Source organism: Pseudomonas fluorescens, from assembly GCF_001648775.1.
In the GTDB taxonomy this organism is placed as follows: Bacteria; Pseudomonadota; Gammaproteobacteria; order Pseudomonadales; family Pseudomonadaceae; genus Aquipseudomonas; species Aquipseudomonas fluorescens_M.
In genome coordinates this window covers 319,350-338,493 of sequence record NZ_LVEJ01000010.1, presented here as the reverse complement: position 1 = coordinate 338,493, position 19,144 = coordinate 319,350, and the positions used below count along the sequence as shown (strand labels likewise).

The 19,144-nt window shown below is 55.5% G+C and carries 13 protein-coding genes and 1 pseudogene; 12 read left to right on the top strand and 2 right to left on the bottom strand.

What is annotated here, in order from left to right; translation table 11 throughout:
- The first annotated feature begins 8 nt into the window (after positions 1 to 8).
- The 3 genes from panB to A8O26_RS11570 all read left to right on the top strand — a co-directional run bounded on the left by panB (position 9) and on the right by A8O26_RS11570 (position 2,295).
- Positions 9 to 842, top strand: coding sequence for a 3-methyl-2-oxobutanoate hydroxymethyltransferase (gene panB / locus A8O26_RS11580; RefSeq protein ID WP_064118107.1), 834 nt, complete (start codon positions 9 to 11; stop codon positions 840 to 842).
- 16 nt (positions 843 to 858) lie between these two features.
- Positions 859 to 1,314, top strand: a complete 456-nt coding sequence (locus A8O26_RS11575; protein ID WP_064118106.1) for a MaoC family dehydratase — start codon at positions 859 to 861, stop codon at positions 1,312 to 1,314.
- A 519-nt stretch (positions 1,315 to 1,833) separates the two neighbouring features.
- Positions 1,834 to 2,295 (top strand): hypothetical protein, encoded by a 462-nt coding sequence (locus tag A8O26_RS11570; RefSeq protein ID WP_064118105.1) that lies wholly within the window; start codon positions 1,834 to 1,836, stop codon positions 2,293 to 2,295.
- Positions 2,296 to 2,311: 16 nt separating this feature from the next.
- Here A8O26_RS11570 and A8O26_RS11565 read toward each other — a convergent pair whose 3' ends face one another.
- The gene (locus tag A8O26_RS11565; RefSeq protein WP_064118104.1) at positions 2,312 to 3,556 is read right to left on the bottom strand and encodes an MFS transporter; all 1,245 of its coding nucleotides are present in this window, start codon (positions 3,554 to 3,556) and stop codon (positions 2,312 to 2,314) included.
- A 232-nt stretch (positions 3,557 to 3,788) separates the two neighbouring features.
- On the opposite strand from A8O26_RS11565, the gene A8O26_RS11560 reads away from it, so the two are divergent.
- From A8O26_RS11560 to A8O26_RS11535, 6 genes and pseudogenes are all read left to right on the top strand, one after another.
- Positions 3,789 to 4,721 carry an AraC family transcriptional regulator gene (locus A8O26_RS11560; protein ID WP_064118103.1) on the top strand — a complete coding sequence of 311 codons (933 nt, stop codon included), beginning with the start codon at positions 3,789 to 3,791 and terminating at the stop codon, positions 4,719 to 4,721.
- 77 nt (positions 4,722 to 4,798) lie between these two features.
- Entirely contained in the window at positions 4,799 to 5,254 is a 456-nt protein-coding gene (locus tag A8O26_RS11555; protein WP_064118102.1) for a (2Fe-2S)-binding protein, read from the top strand.
- Positions 5,254 to 7,506, top strand: a complete 2,253-nt coding sequence (locus A8O26_RS11550) for a xanthine dehydrogenase family protein molybdopterin-binding subunit (protein ID WP_064118101.1) — start codon at positions 5,254 to 5,256, stop codon at positions 7,504 to 7,506. The genes A8O26_RS11555 and A8O26_RS11550 overlap by 1 nt, the downstream gene beginning before the upstream one ends.
- 17 nt (positions 7,507 to 7,523) lie before the next feature.
- Complete coding sequence (locus A8O26_RS11545) at positions 7,524 to 8,876, top strand: c-type cytochrome (protein ID WP_064118100.1); 1,353 nt, start codon at positions 7,524 to 7,526, stop codon at positions 8,874 to 8,876.
- A 12-nt stretch (positions 8,877 to 8,888) separates the two neighbouring features.
- Positions 8,889 to 9,822 (top strand): annotated as a pseudogene (locus A8O26_RS11540) (XdhC family protein).
- A 182-nt stretch (positions 9,823 to 10,004) separates the two neighbouring features.
- The gene (locus A8O26_RS11535; RefSeq protein WP_064118099.1) at positions 10,005 to 11,243 is read left to right on the top strand and encodes a hypothetical protein; all 1,239 of its coding nucleotides are present in this window, start codon (positions 10,005 to 10,007) and stop codon (positions 11,241 to 11,243) included.
- 110 nt (positions 11,244 to 11,353) lie between these two features.
- Here the strand turns inward: A8O26_RS11535 and A8O26_RS11530 are convergent, their stop codons facing one another.
- Entirely contained in the window at positions 11,354 to 13,135 is a 1,782-nt protein-coding gene (locus tag A8O26_RS11530; RefSeq protein WP_064118098.1) for an amidohydrolase family protein, read from the bottom strand.
- A 392-nt stretch (positions 13,136 to 13,527) separates the two neighbouring features.
- On the opposite strand from A8O26_RS11530, the gene A8O26_RS11525 reads away from it, so the two are divergent.
- From A8O26_RS11525 to A8O26_RS11515, 3 genes are all read left to right on the top strand, one after another.
- Positions 13,528 to 15,861: an AAA family ATPase gene (locus A8O26_RS11525; RefSeq protein ID WP_064118097.1), complete on the top strand. Its 2,334-nt coding sequence runs from the start codon at positions 13,528 to 13,530 to the stop codon at positions 15,859 to 15,861.
- A gap of 25 nt (positions 15,862 to 15,886) precedes the next feature.
- Entirely contained in the window at positions 15,887 to 16,780 is an 894-nt protein-coding gene (locus tag A8O26_RS11520; RefSeq protein ID WP_155740655.1) for an HNH endonuclease, read from the top strand.
- Positions 16,781 to 17,019: 239 nt separating this feature from the next.
- Positions 17,020 to 18,831: a di-heme-cytochrome C peroxidase gene (locus A8O26_RS11515; protein ID WP_064118095.1), complete on the top strand. Its 1,812-nt coding sequence runs from the start codon at positions 17,020 to 17,022 to the stop codon at positions 18,829 to 18,831.
- Positions 18,832 to 19,144: the final 313 nt, after the last annotated feature.

Sequence of the window (19,144 nt, the reverse complement as noted above, 5' to 3'; positions counted from 1 at the left end):
GAAGTGAAATGTCTGATCAAATCAACGCCCCCTATAACAGCCCTCCTCGCGCAAGGGTACGAATTCCACATTTACAGGACATGAAGGCACGGGGTCAGAAATGGGCCATGTTGACTGCTTATGACATGTACGCAGCGTCAGTGTTTGAGGCGGCAGGAATTCCAGTACTGCTCGTCGGCGATTCCGCAGCCAACAACGTGTTTGGACATAACTCGACGTTGGCAGTAACAGTTGACGAGATGCTTCCTCTTGTCAGGGCGGTTTCGAATGCTGCCGAACGAGCGTTGGTCATTGCCGATTTGCCTTTTGGCTCTTATCAGGGATCGCCTGAGCAATGCTTCCATACCGCAGTGCGCTTCATGAAGGAAGGCGGCGCTCACGCCATAAAGCTCGAAGGTGGGATCGAGATGCTTGCGCAGGTAGAGATGTTGGTAGCCGCTGGCATACCAGTTATGGCCCATATCGGTTTTACCCCACAGGCAGAACATCAGCTGGGCGGATACCGCATCCAGGGCAAAGGCGAAGACGCGCAGCGGTTGATTGATTTGAGCGTTGCCTTCGAGCGTGCTGGGGCGTTTGGCCTGCTGATAGAGATGGTCCCAGGCGATGTAGCAACGAGGATCACCGAGACAGTCTCCATCCCTACCGTAGGAATTGGTGCTGGTAATGGCTGCGATGCACAGGTGCTTGTCTGGCAGGACATGGCGGGGCTAAGGGATGGTCAGTTGCCGCGATTCGTCAAGCAGTATGCGGATATGAGAAAGGTGATGAGTGACGCTGCTCAAGCCTTTGCTAAAGATGTCGAATCGGGCTCATTCCCTGGGCCAGAACATACTTTTTAGAGCATCGGAGATCGCAATGAGCACACTGCGCCAGAAGGCGATAGAAGGCCTGGAGGAAGGTGACACTTTTGAAATCAAACGCACTTTTTCGGACGCAGACATCGTCCAGTTTGAAGCGCTATCGCGCGATCACAACCCAGTGCATTCCGATGCCAAGTATGCAGAGGCCAAAGGCTTTGATGGTGTCATCGCTCACGGTTTGCTTACTGCGACATTGATCACAGAGATCGGAGGGCAGTTGGGGTGGTTGGCTACCTCCATGAGTCTGCGCTTCAAGCGCCCCGTTTATATGGGGGATGAGCTTACATGCGTGTGGAAAATCATGGGGATCGATGAGGGTAATCGGGCTCAAGCCGAGGTAATCGTGACCAACAGTAGCGGCCTGGCTGTCTTGCTCGCGGAAACGACAGGGTTAATTCCCAATGACGCCGAGAGAGAACTACTTGTATCAATAACGATTGATGAGACCTAGGCCTTTCAGGGCGATGCAAAAACACCTTTTGTAGAGAATTTACAGATGCATGGCTTACTAAAATTAATTATTCGACCGGGAATGGAAATGGCAGACGCCGGCTTTCTCGTTTTAGCCGCTTTCGTTGGTTGCGCAGCGGGACTATTGCTGGCCTACAAAGTGTCGATCTCGGTGGGATTGCCCTTCGCACTTTGTGCAACCGTAATGCTTCATCTCACCTGGCGAACGCCAGGTTTCTCTCCCCAAACGACACAAAAATCGGGCCGCGCTGACGTATAGCATAACGGGAATAGTGGGGCCGTCTGATCGGTGCAATCAATCAAAGACCTGCTAAATCGGGGGATCAACAGAGATAAACAGAGCGTGGTAGAGCGAGGGTTGATGACCGTGGCGCGAGCGGCCGCTAGAGGATGACGAAATGCCAACAGCCCTTATGTAACCCAAAAACATGCCGATACTGTGCTGCAGCACGGAAGCACCGCAGCAGCACTTACTTCATGGACGGCAGGAGCCCGATCAATGTTGGAACACCTCTGGCGCAACATCCATTCCCCGGACTACTTGCCCAACGTACTGGAGTGGATGCTCCATATTCTCCTCAGCCCGTTCATGGTGATCATGTGCCTGATGGTCGGCGCGCTGGCCGGCAAATGGTGGAGAGCACTGCCCTACGGCAGCCTGACGTGTTATGTGGTCTTTCTGAGCCGGTCTTCTTTCTATCGGTGGGAAAGCATTTTCCCCATAGCCGGCCTGCCTGCACTGGCAATAGATGGCGCGCTATTGGCGCTCCTAGGCTTCTATTTGAAAGGCGTACTCAGAACCCGCGCAGAAGCAAAACCCGAAGGCCATTGGCTGCGCAGGCTTTATCAAGGCCTTAAGGCCGTCATGGTGACAGTCATGGTGTTGTTCTGGGGAATCGTCGTGCTGTTTGTCGTGGTCTTCACTGTCTCGGTCGCGACCCAACCGTCATTGGCGCACTGAGCAGCCTTCTGCTTGATCAGACAAATCGGGACTCAGCTTCGCCGGGAACAGCGTCCGAATGAACTGCCGACTCAACAAGATGAACCTCCGTGGCATTGCGCCCCGCCAGCCAGGCCAGCACAGACGCGACAACCAACGCCGCGGCACTGAGCTCGAACGTAGCTTTATAACCACTCAAGTCAAAAGCCAGACCACCAATAATTGCGCCGCCGGCGATCGCCAGTTGGACAATCGCCACTAGCAAGCCGCCTCCGGCCTCCGCATCATCCGGAAGCGTCTGCGCCAGCCATGTCCACCATCCAACCGGCGCGGCGGTGGCAACCAGTCCCCAGAGTCCGAGCAACATGGCGGTCAGCAACGGTGATTTGCCGAAGCTGACCAACGCCAGTGCGATGGCCGCCATGATCAGCGGGATGACGGTCAACGTGCGGTAGAGGCCGCGCCCCATAAACCGTTCGATCAAAAAAGTGCCGATAAAACCGGCCAGTCCCAACCCCAGCAGCATCAAGGACAACGTAGAAACGCTGACGCCCGTCACGCCTTCAAGAAAGGGCCGCAGGTAGGTGAACAGCATGAACTGGCCCATGAAAAACACGCTGACGGCGATCATGCCCAAGGCCACTGGCAATTGCTTCATCGGCCGCAGGACGTTGCCGCTACCGGCCTGGCGTTCGGCCTTGAACGACGGAAGGCTGATCAGCAGCCACACGGCGGCCAGCACCGCGACTGGAACCACGCAGAAGAATGCGCCGCGCCAGCCGATCAGCGAGCCCAGAAAACTCCCCGCCGGAGCGGCGATAACCGTGGCGAGAGCGTTACCGCCATTGACGATGGCCAGCGCTCGCGACACCTGTTCAGGCTTCACCAGACGCATTGCAGTCGCCGCCGACAGTGACCAGAAACCACCAATCGCGATCCCGATCAACGCACGTCCAAACATGAATGACGGGTAACCCGGCGCGACCGCGACGACCGTTCCGGAGACGATCATCAGCAAGGTCAGGCCCAGCAGCAATTTCTTGCGTTCGATGCGCGCGGCGACCGAGGCGATCAACAGGCTGGTGATCAAGGCAAAGGCACCGGACACGGAAATCCCCTGCCCGGCCTGGCCTTCGGTGATGTGCAGGTCTGCGGCAATCGGCGTCAGCAGGCTGACCGGCATGAATTCTGAAGCGACCAAAGCGAATGCGGCCAACGACATGGCCAGCACAGCGCTCCAGCCGCCTGTTGTTTTAGAAGGATCTGTAGAAGGAAAGGTCATCAGAACTACCTGTGGTGCGAGAAAAACGTATGGGTGCGATGCGCAGGGGCAAGCAGTTTGTCGCCCATCCAGGCACTGCCCCCTGTAACAGATAGACACATTCTCCCGGTCGATCCGGCGCTTCCCTAGCGCATTCCTCTTGAATGCTTGCCTGATCCTCTGGCGATGCAGGGTGATGGATAGGAAACGTCTCTTGCGCGGATTAGAGTTCGATCAACAGGAGTGACCCGCCATGATCGATCCCCCCCTGCGCCATGAATCACCACTGGCGCTGAACATTGACCCGCGCATGAGCGCACCGGGTGATTTCGCCACGGCCATCCCCGGCTTGTCGCTGTTTCGTCGCGACCAGCCGGCACCGCCCGCCGTGTGCATGATCGAACCCAGCCTGATTCTCGTCGGTCGCGGTGAAAAGCGCTTGTGGGTCGGTGGTGAGGGGTACAGCTACGACCCTTCACGGTTTCTGGTGACCTCACTGGATCTGCCCGCCAACTCCGAAGTAATGCTCGCCAGCCCCACACAGCCCTGTGTCGGTCTGGTGCTGAAACTGGATGTCAGCATGCTCGCCGAGGTCATCACCAAGAGCGGCTTGCCGGCCAAGCGGCAGCCAGCAACGGGCACGGGCGCCGCGATTGGCAGCCTGTCGTCTGCGCTCGAGGACGCGCTCGACCGCCTGCTGGCATTGCTCGATGAACCCGAGGCGATCCCGGTCCTGGCGCCGCTGATTCTGCGCGAAATCCACTACCGGTTGCTGCATACCGACCAAGGCGCGCGGCTGCGGCAGATCACGGCCGTCGATGGCCAGGGTTATCGCATCGCCAAGGCGATTGACTGGCTCAAGGTCAACTACACCGATGCCCTGCGCATCGACGATCTGGCCGCGCGGGTGCAGATGAGCGCGCCGACCTTTCACCATCATTTCCGCCAACTCACCGGCATGAGTCCGCTGCAATACCAGAAATGGCTGCGGCTGAATGAGGCGCGCCGACTGATGCTGGTAGAACGCCTGGACGTGTCGCGGGCGGCATTTGCGGTCGGCTATGAAAGTCCTTCGCAGTTCAGTCGCGAATATGGCCGCCTGTTCGGCACCGCGCCGAGTCGTGACATTGCCCTGTTGCGCGGGCAGCCGTTCGAGGCAGAAGCGCTCGGCACAGTCGCCAATTGAACGAAAAACGCTGATGCGCCTCGCCGCGTGTCACCGCTCATAACAATGCACGTCAACCGATGATCAGCGGGTGAATCATGGAACTACGAATCAACCAGAAGACCTATCAGGTCGACGCCGATGCCGATACGCCCTTGCTCTGGGTGATCCGCGATGATCTGGGCATGACCGGCACCAAGTACGGCTGCGGGCTGGCGCAATGCGGCGCCTGCTCGGTGCTGGTCGACGGCAATGTGGTGCGCTCGTGCGTCACGCCAGTGGCGGGTGTGGTCGGCCGCGAGGTCACCACGATTGAGGCCATCGAAAGCGATGAAGTGGGCAAACGGGTGGTCTCGACCTGGGTTGATCTGCAGGTCGCGCAGTGCGGCTACTGCCAGTCCGGGCAGGTGATGGCCGCAACGGCGCTGCTCAAACAAAATCCCAAACCGAGTGATGCGCAAATCGAGGCGGCGATGGTCAATCTGTGCCGCTGCGGAACTTACAACGCCATTCATGCCGCCGTGCATGAACTGGCCGGCAAGGGAGACGCGTGATGACCGTTCGTATCGACCCTTCACAGCAAGCCTCGGTGCTGGATCTGCACGAACCGATCAATGTGTCGCGCCGACGTTTTCTGACCGGTACTGCCGTCGGCGCACTGGTCCTCGGCTTCGGCCTGCCGTTGGGTGCAACACGCGTGCAAGCAGCAGCGGCAGCGGCGACGGCCGAACGCGGCACGCAGGTCCCGGCGTTTCTCGAGATCCGCCCCGACAACCGCGTGCGTCTGCTCTGCCCGTTCATGGAAGGCGGGCAAGGCACGTTCACCGCGATGGCGCAGATTGTCGGTGAAGAACTCGATGCCGATCCGTCGACCTTTCTGGTCGAAGCGGCGCCGCCCGGCGAGGCTTACGTGGTGATGGAAAACGGCATGCGCATCACCGGCGGCAGTATGTCGGTGCGCATGAGTTACCCGGTCATGCGCCGCCTCGGCGCCCTCGCCCGCGCCATGTTATTGCAGGCGGGCGCGCAGCAACTTGGCGCGCCGGTGAGTGAATTGACCACCGAGCCTGGCAAAGTCGTGCACGCCAAGTCGGGCCGCTCGCTGGCTTACGGTGAACTGGCCGAGCGCGCGATGGATCTGCCGGTTCCTGATCCGGCTTCCGTGAAGCTGCGTGATCCGAGCCAGTTCCGCTGGATCGGCAAACCGGTGAAGCGCCTCGATGCCTACGACAAATCCACGGGTAAGGCGCTGTACAGCATCGATCTCAAGGTCGACAACATGCTCCATGCTGCCGTGCAACATGCCCCGCGCCTGGGCATGACCGTGGGCAACCTGCGCAACGAAGAGCAGGTCAAGGCAATGAAAGGCGTGCATTCCGTGCACCGTCTGCCGGGGGCCGTGGCGGTGGTCGCCGAGCGCTGGTGGCACGCCAAACGTGCCGTCGAGGCGATCCAGGTCGACTGGCTAGAGCCAACGGCCGAGAGCAAAGTGCGGCCGATGCCCGCCGACTTTTCCAGCGATGCCTGGTTCAAACGCCTCGCTGAAGACAAAGGCCCGGCCAAAGATGATGAAAACGAAGGCGACGTGGCGTCGATTCTCAAGGAGACCAAGACCCGCATCGACGCCACTTACCACAACCAATACCTGAACCACGGTCAACTGGAACCGCCGTCGGCACTGGCCCGATTCAACCCGGATGGTTCGCTAGAAGTGTGGTTGCCGAATCAGGCGCCGGACATGTATCGCGCGGACATCGCCAAGCGTACAGGCCTCGATCTTTCACGCATCACCTTGCATTCGCCACTGCTGGGTGGGTTCTTCGGCCGGCATTTCCTCTATGACTCAGCCAGTCCGTATCCGCAAGCGATCGCACTGGCGAAAGCGGTTGGCCGCCCGGTCAAGCTGATCTGGAGCCGCGAAGAAGAGTTCCTGCGCGACGTGCTGCGCCCCGTTGCTGCAGTGAATTTCCGCGCTGCGCTGGACAGCGACGGCTGGCCGCTGGCAATCGAAGCGATCAGTGCCACCGAAGGCCCGACCGAAGCGCTCGCCGGCAAGCAGGGTGAAAAACTCGACCCCACAGCGCTTGAAGGCTTGTCAGGCAAGTCCTATGCGATCCCCAACAAGCGCATCGCGCAGATCTACGTCAAAGGCCCGGCGATGCTCGGTTACTGGCGTTCGGTGGGCAACTCGCTCAACGACTTCTTCTATGAATCGTTCCTCGATGAGCTGGCCGACAAGGGCGGCAAAGACCCGTTCGACCTGCGCCTGCATTTGCTGCGTGACAACAAACGCCTGACCACCCTGCTGCAAGCGGTGGGTGAGCTATCCGGAGGCTGGAAGCGCGGGCCGTTTACCGCCGAAGACGGCAGCAAACGTGCACGCGGCGTGGCCATGGCTTCGCCGTTCGGTACAGAGACGGCGGTGATCGCCGAGGTCTCTATCGAGAACGGTCAGGTCAAGGTGCACGACATCTGGCAGGCGATTGACCCCGGCAGCATCGTCAACCCGGCGATTGTCGAAGCGCAGGTCAATGGCGCCGTGGCGCTGGGACTGTCGCAAACCCTGGTGGAAGAAGCTGTGTGGATTGATGGCAAACCCCGGGCGCGCAACTACGACTTGTATCCGATCCTGCCGCCTGCGCGGATGGCTCGGGTCCATGTGCGTGTGGTCGAGAGTGGCGAAAAAATGGGTGGCATCGGTGAACCGCCGCTGCCTGCGGTCGCGCCCGCCGTCGCTAACGCGGTGGCAGCGCTAACCGGTCAGCGGGTGCGCAGCCTGCCCATGAGCCGCCACACCTTCACTTGATCAGCGCCGGAGCGTCCATGAATAACAGCCGATTCGCAAGAACCGCAGGCTGGCTGGCAGTGCCGTGCCTGGTCGCGGCAGGCCTGCTGGCCTGGTATGTCACCCGCGAGCCCGCCTCGCGCCTTGAAACCCATCAAATCGCCGTGGCCGACATCGACCCGGCACTGGTCGCGCGTGGCGAATACGTCGCCCGGCTTAGCGATTGCGTGGCCTGCCACAGCGTGCCGGGCGGTGCGCCGTTCGTCGGCGGTCTGGAAATGGCCACGCCGCTGGGCTCGATTCACGCAACCAATATCACCCCCGACACGGAAACCGGCATCGGCCATTACAGCCTGGCGGACTTCGACCGGGCGGTGCGCCACGGCGTCGCCCCCGACAGCCGCCGTTTGTACCCGGCGATGCCCTACCCGTCCTACGCCAAGCTCAGTGACGATGATGTGCGTGCGCTGTATGCGTTTTTCATGAAAGGCGTGGCGCCGGTGAAACAGGCGAACATCCCCAGTGCGATTCCGTTTCCGCTGAACCTGCGCTGGCCGATTGCACTGTGGAACGGCGTGTTTGTCGACGCCGAGCCTTATGTGGCGAAACCGTCGCAGGATCAAGCGTGGAACCGTGGCGCTTACCTCGTTCAGGGCGCCGGGCACTGCGGCAGTTGCCATACGCCGCGCGGCTTGGCGTTCAACGAAAAGGCTCTGGATGAAACCGGTAAGCCGTACCTCGCCGGCGCCTTGCTCGATGGCTGGTACGCGCCGAGCCTGCGCGATGATCACAACACCGGCCTGGGCCGCTGGAGTGAGGCGGAAATCGTGCAGTTCCTCAAGACCGGTCGCAACCAACACGCGGTGGTCTACGGCTCGATGACCGAAGCGTTCAACAACTCCACGCAGTTCATGAGCGATGACGATCTGAGCGCGATTGCCCACTACCTGAAGTCACTTCCAGGGGATCGCGAACGGGATGGCGCGCCGTGGCAGTATCAAGCGGTTTCGGCAGCGCAACGTCTGGACTCGCCCGGTGCTCATACCTACGTGACGCGCTGTGCTTCCTGCCATGGTCTGGATGGCAAAGGTCAACCTGAATGGATGCCGCCGCTGGCCGGCGCGACTTCTGCACTGGCCAAGGAAAGTGCCTCGGCGATCAACATCACCCTGAATGGTTCGCAACGTGTCGTGGCGGCCGGCGTGCCGGATGCCTATCGCATGCCGGCCTTCCGCGAGCAGTTGTCGGATCAGCAGATCGCCGAAGTGCTGACGTTCATGCGCAGCACCTGGGGCAATCAGGGCGGTGCTGTCGATGCGCAGACAGTCGGCAAACTGCGTGAGCACACCGATCCGGCCAGCAGCAGTCCGATCATTCTGCAGATGCGCTAAGAGGAGGTTTGGATGGAAAGCATCGACTTGCTGGTCCTGCGCACGACGCGGGACTGGCTCGCCGCCGGCGAGCGTGTTGTGCTCGCCACGGTGGCCCGGACCTGGGGTTCTTCACCGCGTCCGACGGGGTCGATGATGGCCTTGCGTGACGATGGTCGCGTGGTGGGCAGCGTGTCCGGTGGCTGCATCGAAGACGATCTGATCCATCGCTATACCACCGCCCATGGCGGTAACGGTTTCAGCGACAGCACGCCGCACGTGGTGCGCTATGGCGTCAGCGCCGATGAGGCGCATCGGTTTGGCTTGCCCTGCGGAGGCACGCTGGAACTGATCCTTGAATTCAACCCGGCGTGGCAGTCGCTTGATGAGTTGCTGTTGCAATTGGACGCCGGGCAATTGGTTCGTCGTCGCCTGACGTTGGATTCTGGACAAGTGATGCTCGAACCGACCGCAACGCCGGAACAGTTCAGTTTCGATGGCGTGCAGATGCTCAACACTCTAGGGCCGGGCTATCGGATGCTGATGATCGGGGCCGGTGCGCTGGCCGAGTATCTAGCGACCATGGCGTTGTTCAACGGCTTCAAAGTGGCGGTGTGCGATCCGCGTCCCGAGTACATCGAGACCTGGGCGGTGGATGGCGTGGAGCGCATCATTGGCATGCCGGATGACGTGGTCCGCGACTTTGCGGTCGATCTGCGCACCTGCATCGTCGCCTTGAGTCATGACCCCAAACTCGACGATCTGGCCCTGCTCGAAGCGCTGCGAGCATTTTGGCGAGACCGAGGCGTCGCTTGAACGCCTGCACGGGCCGATCGGCCTCTACATCGGCAGCAAGACGCCTGCGGAAATCGCCGTTAGCGTGATGGCGGAGATACTTGCCGCGAAGAATGGTGCGCGCCTGCCGCAAGCGTTTTCAGTTGCCAGGGGCAAGGCGCTGGCTGAATGAGTGGCCCCTTTACGCCGTGTTGACCTTCCCGCCACAGGCGCAAAGTTGTGAGTGACCGAAGACTTGCGTCAGGCGGTGTTGTGCCATATTTAGGTCGAGAAGCCTTCAGGCAACAGAGCGCCGCGCAACGGACGCTCAAATCACCGACCTGCTCATTCTAAAGATACTGAGAACCAATCCTTATGACCGTCATTGCAATAATTAACGCTGAAACCGACCCTCATATCATTGCCGACTGTCTCTTGAGTTCTGACGGTGAAGATCATCGAAACAACAAACACGTGTGGATCCCCTCACTGGGTTACATCCAGACAGATTGGGTTGGAAAAGACGGCCCATGGCACGTAGTGCGATTAGGCAGAAAAACAATCGTCCTACCTAACAACGGCGGTCTACTAGCCTTTGCCGGGGATTGCCGTCCAGCCTTCGAGTTTTGGGCAATGCTTTCAGAAAAGTTCAATATTGCCTCGACTTTCGATCCCGATTACTTGATTGACAGCACTATTATCGACCAGGTTCTGGTAGCAATGGGGCACAAGGCAAAGGACTTCCATATACTTGGAGTGATTAACGACGTCAATGGCAATAGAACGCCCTACACCCATCGACCAGATAAAGAAATCAACACCATCAATTTTGGCACTTGCTATCTAGCCGGTTCCGGAACTCATCTGCTGGCAAAATTGATTGACGACGAGGACCGGCGTTTTATAAATATTGATCAGTGGATCTGGAGTATCACCCCTACTGAAGAATTGGCTGAATCACTATGTTCAACCCTCCTGTATTACGAATCGGACATCAACAACGGAATAAAGCCAGAAACACCTATGCATGAAAGGTTCGGAGGATATTATGAATGGTATGGTGTCAAGCCAATCGGTGTAAAACCCATTCCCGCTCGAGTAGACCTGAACCTGGTGGTGGAAAATGACAAAATATTCATCACTCGCCTACATCTTTCCGAAAGTCTGCAGTCTGATGGAAGCAACCCTGACTTCAAAGCTGCTCAGATCTTTTTGCGAATTCTCTCATTTGCCATAAAGAATCATGAAATTAACCCACTGGACCTTTTAAGCGGGAATTCAATACTGACGACCGACCAGGTCGATGGAGTTCTCATTGAACAGTTATTTTATCACTACGATAGAAACGCTGACTCAGCCTATGCCGATCCTCGGATATCTTCCAGCGTAAGTCCAGAGTTACTCCAGAGGGAATTTGGAGCGCCATTTATAGCCAAAAGCCTCAGGCTAATAATAAAGCCCAATGACTATGCGATTATAAAAGGTGTAAGAGTTGGTAAGGAAATCACGGCACCGGTCACAATACAATATAGAGAGGGTGCGATCAGCATCTCCCTGGATCCAGGTGCGGGCTTACTTATCGACGATATAATACGCAGGCACATAAAAAGCTGAATGTGAGAGTGATTGTCGCGGCCCCTTCGACGATACCCAACTTCTGCGCCAACAGTACGAGAAGAGCAAAACGCCGATGACCCTCTGCAGCAGGAGCCATCGGCAATCTTTCAACCATCCAGCTTCACGGCCCAGTCGGGTGTGTCAATTCCGTTTGCAGCATAGAAGTCGTCCAGACGTTTGCGACTTTCCTGCCCCTTGCGCAGACCAATCCAGTCAGCCGCATTCTGACCGAAAAATTTCTCCGATAGACCTGCAACCCCTGCTTGCTTGATGGCAGGTCTCGCTTCAATTTCCTGGATAAGTTTGATCCAGTCTTTCAGGTAGCCGCCAACATTGCCGTGGGCCAATGTCATTTCCCAGTCGGTACCGTACATGAATCGATTGGCCAGTGCCGCGCCACCCTTCGCGACTGTATCGTCATAAAGCTCTTTGAGCGTTTCCAGTGCCTTGGGATCGCCGTCCAACACCTCGGAAAAGTAGGCAGCATCCGCGTAAGCGAATTGCCCCGACGCTCCAGGCACGGCGGACATCAGGTCTGCGAATTCTTTGGCGTGACTGAGTGCTTTCTCACCGCCGGCGCCTCCAAAATGCCCGAAACTGATTCGCAAGCCGGGATAGTCATTCAGGGCTTTCGCCCAGTATTTCACGCCAGCAAGCGCCTCGAACTCGGGCGTGACGCCGTTTGAAATATTGGTGTGGGCCATGATTGGAACGTGCAACGCCACGCACCAATCGAACAACTCGCGCATAGCCTTATCGAGCCGTTGTCCAATGTCGGGCCGGTCCGTCAGGTCAGGTAACCAGTCGCGTGCCCAGTAACTGGTGCCGTCGGGCATTCTCAGATCAGCATTCCCTAACGGTGCGAAGCCCATTGGCGGATAGAGCTTCACACCGACGCAACCTTGAGACTGGATTGCGTGCTGCACCAGTCCCAAGGCGTCTTCTCCCGTACCGTATAGTTCAAAGGCAACTTGTTTCAGTGGGTCGTACGGCACGAAAGCATGAACGCGTCCCCCGGTCAGAATGGAGATCCTTTCCGCCACTTGTACCTGTACTGGCAGGCTCGTTTGTGTCGACCGTCCCTCGGCAAGCCACCAGTCGTAATCAACCATGCTGGGCAGCATGAGGTCCACGACACGCTTGCCTGGAATGTTGTAGGTCCGCAGGTAGTCGTGCGCAGACACATAGCGGTATTGGAAATTCTGCAGCAAAAACTTAATTACACCGGTGGCAGCCTTCTCACTGAGGGACATGGCTGAAAAGGCCTTTTCTGATCGGCCATCGACGTAATCTTCAGCCTTCTCCGGTATGTTCTCGATCAACAGTGCAGCCGCCAATTGCGTTTGTGTGATTTCATCCGGTGCTATCAGCTCTGCAGCCCGAGCCGAGTGCAACAGCGCTTGCATATTCGGCGTGCGCTTCAGGGCGGCCTGCAGCTCCTCCCGCCCTACCCTGTGGGCTTGCTGATGCAAAGCCCCGGCTCCCCCATAATCGTATGGACGCTGCTGCAGACTCGCACGCTGAAAAGTGGTGCTCTCTCCTTCACAGGCTTGCAGCGAGGCCAACTCCACCAGTTCCCGCTCACCACGGGGAGCCAACACCCAGGAAATATTCTGGATAAGATCAGTTAGCGCTTCAAAGGCGCGCGCCACAGCGCCATCCCCGTCATGGACCTGCACTTTGGAGAGAAACGCTGAAACCTGCAGGTCTGAGCCGTTAAACACGTGGCAATGGGTATCAATCGTTAACGGCCCCTTGGGAAAACTTACTGCGAGGGATGTGGGGCAATAGGGTTTGATCTTCGGCCGTAGATAACAGCATCCCGAAAGTGTCGCGCTATACATCAATGCCAAGGTGAGAGCTTGTCGCCGGGTCAGATTGATGTCCATGCAGTGAGTTTCCTTGATGTGGTCGGAGTGAAGGCGGTGTATGCCGCAGCTTCCTGTTTCTTTTCAACTTCACTGTCAGCTCCCGCGATCAGCTAGCGCGTCCCGAAATTAATCCGTCCGTGTCAGTGCCTGTCGTCGATACGATGCCCCTCGCTCGGGCGCGTAATCCAGCCTCCAGATGTGCAATAACGATCAGCTCGCGCGGGGTACGAATCTTAGTGGGAGTGGACATGGGCGCTCCTGGTTCTCCGATTTGATCGAAGTTTTACCCAGTCTAGGAGAGCCTTATGGACAGCAAAGAAGATAACGCGATAAAGAAGTCGTGGTTTTTCTCTGCGAAGAATATCATTGTGCCACTACCCCCTTCAGGTGCCAGGATTTAGAGAATTTATATGGAATATGACGAAAGCATTATTGTGACGCGCCTGATAGCTGATGCAATGCTCAATGTTCGTGACGAACATCCAAACGTTTCGTATCAGCAAACATGCCTTCTGGCCGCCCTCCATCTAATCCGGGACATTGCGTTCTCTTCCGAATTCGAGTACCAAATAAGAGATACAAGCGCTGAATTACTCGAATTATTACGCTTGGACAGGAGCGAAGAAGTCAGGCTGAGAGAAGGCCTTGAGCATCGTTTAAGGCAACTTCGACAAGATCGAGGCATATCCTACAAAGTAGATCAGAAGATCAAGACTGCGACTTATTTAATTGATAGTTATATTTGTGGGAATTTTGAGATCCCCACGAGCCACCCTGTCGTAGTCGCAGCATTGGTGGGCAGCATTCAATCGACCACTAAAACACCGATCTTTGAAGTTTCTCCCATCACCGCGGAATTATCTCTGGGTAAGATTCGCCATACTGACAACAATTCCTTTCCAATGGGGCAGCCAGGTTCAAAAACACTGGGCAAATTGATCTCATTAAAGTTATTGATCAACGAGATCCATCCATTATTTACCAAATTCTCAGCAAATATAACCGCCACTCATACTCCGTCGTACCTGATTGACACATGCCTTGACTTAACAAGACCGGACTCCTTTTCTCTCAACCATTCTCTGGAGTTTATAAGTTCTCACAGAGAGCCTGCCAGATTCATGCTGGTTTTGCCTGCTGATAAAACCTACCAGAATCATCTGAACAAAATGTCCCGCTCGGATATGTTGACAGCCATTCGACTTGACGCAGTGATATGCTTTAGCTCAGTAGAGATCAAGGGGAATTGGAAGGACAGATTATTGATTATCCTCAGTCGAGGAGTGCGTCGCTTTAACGATACGACACTCTATGTAGATGTTTCAGATACCAATAAATCCTTGAAAACCCTGGATCTTCAAGAACGAGCCATTCTTGCCGCACATATTTTCAATACTCATGAGGGGCGTAGCTTTGCAAGCCACTTGAAACACACACCGTCAAAAGTTGCAACGATACTCAACGCCCAGTTTCACGAAGGATATCGCAACGTCAAAACACTTTGCAGCACGCACATACCAGACCGTGTCCACTCTATAAAAATTCATTCGCCTAAAAGCTTTATCCGTACACACAAACTTGATGGCGAAACGTTCAATAACGCTGCAAACCCCCAGAAAATCATTGACTTATTGAACGACTCAAATCGTCCCGCCTGCATCTACGTCATTGGCGATAACGGCGCAGGGAAGACTTTGATCCTCTGTGAACTGATTGAGCAAATGAGCACCCTTCAAAGAAAAACGGTGGGTATCTCGACGGGAGTCCATGACCGCTTTCCCTTTGGTCAAGTGGCCCAGAAGCTCGGTTTCGAATACAAAGGTGTGCGCACTCGAGTTCAATCAATTTCACCCTCGCAACTCACTAAAAGTATCGTCACGCTGGCCGCCAAGGTTTTTGTTGATCAACAAAAACTTGATGCATTAACTGAGTGTCAGACATGTCTGGGCTACATTGCACGCTATTATCTGACCCTGAAGCCAGAGATGGCGCTAGAGGAGACACCGACAGAGATCCGGTTTATGCAAATGTCACCATCAGCCAGTGACAACCGTATTCCCGATCGCCTTGAGGAGTATGAATTTGGTCTCGTCCGGCCTCAAAACGAAGGGCAAAGTCAGCGAATAATATCCTACTCATCCCTAAGTTCTGGCGAGCAAAATATTAATCAGTTGCTCCTCAGCATCATCACCAGTGCTGAGCCTGGAAAGGTTTTTCTGGTCGACGAGCCCGAGATCAGCTTGCACCTTCAATGGCAGCAAACCTTACCCAGAGTGTTCCACTTGCTCTCTAAACGCTTCGGTTGTTCCTTCGTAGTTGCGACTCATGCCCCGACCCTGATCAGCAACGCCAACGATGAGCATAGCCACAGCTTCCTCCTGGGTATGGGATTACTGAGAGAGCTGAGCGAGAAGGACAGGTATTCGGTTGAATCGATCATTCTTGGTGGCTTTGGCACCTACACGCCCCACAATCGGGGAGTCCATGAGGCCTGTGCACGGTTGGTTGCCAGTACAATGGGAGCCAGGACGAACTCAGGGGACGATGATCGCGATCCGCTGGCTGATCTGGACAAAATAAAGTCAGCCATGCAAAAAGAACCAGGTGCCTATATACCGCCCGGACAACAGGAAGACCTGGATCTTATAAGTAAAGCGTACGCCGCGATAGAAATGCTTCTGCGTGAGAAGCGCATGACAGACGAGCACATGAATGAAGTAGTCGAGGCTGACAACAATGATTGACTATTGTGTCTTGGACGAAGCAGAAATGAAGCTCATCTTTGATGATTACAAATCACAATGCCATTCTGACGAGAAGGTACGTAGGCGGGTAATGTTTAATATTTCCCGCTTCCACATTCAGGCAATCAACAGATTCAAATTATTGCAAGACGGTAAGACACCCGAAAAGCGTAACCTCTGGAGTGACTTCTCCAATCAGCATACCAAGGAAAAAGATGATCTCACCGCTGCGGTTGCTCTGGACCAAGGCACATTGGCCGAAGAAGCAGACCTTGACGCAGCTGCTGCGCAAGCGGTCCCTGCTCCGGCCGCAAAGAAGAGGCGCACACGCGCGAAGGTAGCCACACCAAAAATCAGTGATATCAAGGGAGCCTTCCGAGATTTTATTGCGATAGAGCAAGGCGATCGCTGCTGCTACTGTCGGCGATGGCTGTTCAAAAATGGTAATGCCAAGCCCATTGAGCACATCCTGCCGCGAGAGACCTACGAGCACTATTCGTTTCATTTCTGGAACCTCTCGGTAGCATGCGTGGATTGCAACGGTCTGAAGGGCATTAAAGACTGGTCCTGCCCCACGAAAAAAAATAAGGAGGCCTATCCATCGCCTGCTTCTTTCACAGAAATGTTTCATCCCAGGTTCCACAAATACAACGATCACATACGCTTCATCCGCGTACAAACCAATGATTACAGCATCACCTTGTACAGAGGCATCACGCGGCAAGGGGAAAAACTCTGTGAAGATTTGCTCAAGCATATTGCAGGCAAAGAAGTGCTCGTCAACGCGAATCCGGCACTGAAAGCTTCGCTAGAGACAATTGAGCGGTTTGAAGTCAAAGAAGGTGGTGAGTTGGAAGCCGTGCTTCAAAGCCTTCATAGCGCTTTATCTGACAGGACATTCAAGTTGATCCAGCAGTAAAGCTCTAATCCGTTTCGCTTTGATTAGAGCACCCATGCGCCTTGCAATCCTGATAAGGACCTAAGCGGCGTTTATCGCTCATGACAAAGTGCCAGCACTTTTGCAAAAGCCTTCTACGCTGCTAACAGGGCTTCATAACGTGACAGTGAGCCTTTTATCCACGTTTTCAGAAGGTCAAAAACTCTACGAGCCCAAACAATCATAAAAAAGCCTGGCATCAGCCATGAAGGATCGAAGAAATGACATTGAAGTCCGTGTTGGTAGCCGCAAGCATCGGTGCTGGATCCCTCATCTCGGCCGCTGTATTGGCAAACGATTACACCCTAGACCAAAACTGGAGTGCCAAAGACCTCGCCGTCTGGCGAGACACTTCACAAGGGTCACGTTTGCTTCCTCTCAGCTGGATTACGGCATTAGAGATCAAAGGATCGAAAGTCCCCTTCATGTCTGACGCCAACGTCCAGACATATGGCTATACACCCAGTACGCTAGTGTTTGCCTACCAGAGTTACCGGTTGCCGCGCGGCTTCGTAGTTGATAAAGAGAGCGACAAAGCGCTGACGTTTTCTCGTTTGCGCTGGAAAGACGGCCAATCGGATCAGGAGCCGTGGGTGGGAATGAACTGTGCAGCCTGCCATACCGCTAATGTGTCCTTCGACGGCTACACGTGGGAAATACCGGGCGGACCTACCAACGCTGACTTTCAAAAGTTTCTTCACGCCTTTCGCGAAGCATTGTCAGATACCCAAAACGACAAAGAAAAATTCGATCGTTTTGCCAGCAAAGTGCTGGCAGGCACGGACACTCAAGCCAATCGCCAGTTATTGTCCACTGCACTGGACACCTTGAACCGGTTCCTGGAAGAAGGCGCATCGCTCAATCACACCGACCTTGTGTATGGTCCGGGGCGTGTAGATGCCGTTGGGCATATTCTCAATCGCGTTGCTCAACTTAACGGCGCGCCGCAACCGACTCCAAATCCCTCCGATGCTCCAGTCAGCTACCCGTTCCTGTGGAATACACCGCAGCACGATAAAGTGCAGTGGAACGGTGTCGCCCCTAATTTGAAACTGGGATCGAATGGACTGGATATTGGTGCCCTCGCGCGTAACGCATCTGAAGTGGTCGGTGTCTTCGGCGATGTTTCGTTTCGTTCCGATACGCACTTCAAAGGATTCCCCTCAAGCGTGCGCATCGACAACCTCGACCAGCTTGAACGCACTCTTACGCGCTTGAAACCACCGAAGTGGCCGGAAAAGCTTGGGGGTATAGATGAGAACAAACAGAAGCGCGGTGCCGAATTGTTTGCGCAAAATTGTTCGAGCTGCCATCTGCCACTGCCACGTGATGACCTGAAAGCCAAAATCGTCGCCAAGATGTCAACCATCAGCGCCGAGACGGAAACAAACCGCTCAATCACAACTGATCCCTGGATGGCGTGCAACGCTGTGCAATTTATCAGCGATCCGGGAAAACTGAGGGGCATACATCTCAACAAAATTTTTGGCGAAATCACTGATCAATCGACTTTGGTAACTCAGTTGGGTGTAACGGCGCGGGAAATATTGTTGAATCAAAAACACGACATCGTTGCACTTGCCTTGAAGGACTTTATGAACGTCGAGCCAGCCCCGTCACGTGTCATCCGCAAGGGTACGTTCGGCTTTTTGCGGGCCTTCCAGTCAGAAAGAAGTCGACGGCTCCAGGCCTGCTATGCGCTGGCCCAGGACAAAAAGAAATACCCGACACTGGCCTACAAGGCGCGTCCTTTGACCGGCATCTGGGCAACAGCGCCGTATTTGCATAATGGCTCGGTGCGCACATTGTATGACCTGCTGCTCCCACCAGATAAACGACCTTCCAGCTTCAAAACAGGCTCAATCATGTTCGATCCGGAGAAAGTCGGATTTGTAGATGCTTTCGGACCTGGTAGCCCTTTCACCTTCGACACTTCTTTGCCAGGCAATTCAAATGCTGGTCACGACTATGGAGCATCATCGTTCCTCGACGCCGATCGTTACGCGCTGATTGAGTACATGAAAACGCTTTAGCGGTGTTTATCTGGCGATTGCGGGCATGTGAGTTGATCAGACCCCATTGGGGCGTGGCTGACAGAATTCCCGCAATCGCCGCACATTTGGCGTCTGGCTGACCATGCAGGTTGGCTTTCGAATCCTTGCTCGCAGGGCTTGAGCAATATGTGGGCTAAGCTGATTTTACTGCCGTGCGTCGGTTGAACACTGATCGCGACTCAATGGCCGAGCTGTCATAACCCACATTTTTCCTGACAGAAATGCGTGTTTTACCGACATTTCAAAGACCTATCCAGCCCAGTGAGAACGCGATTCCCGGCACAAACGCTTT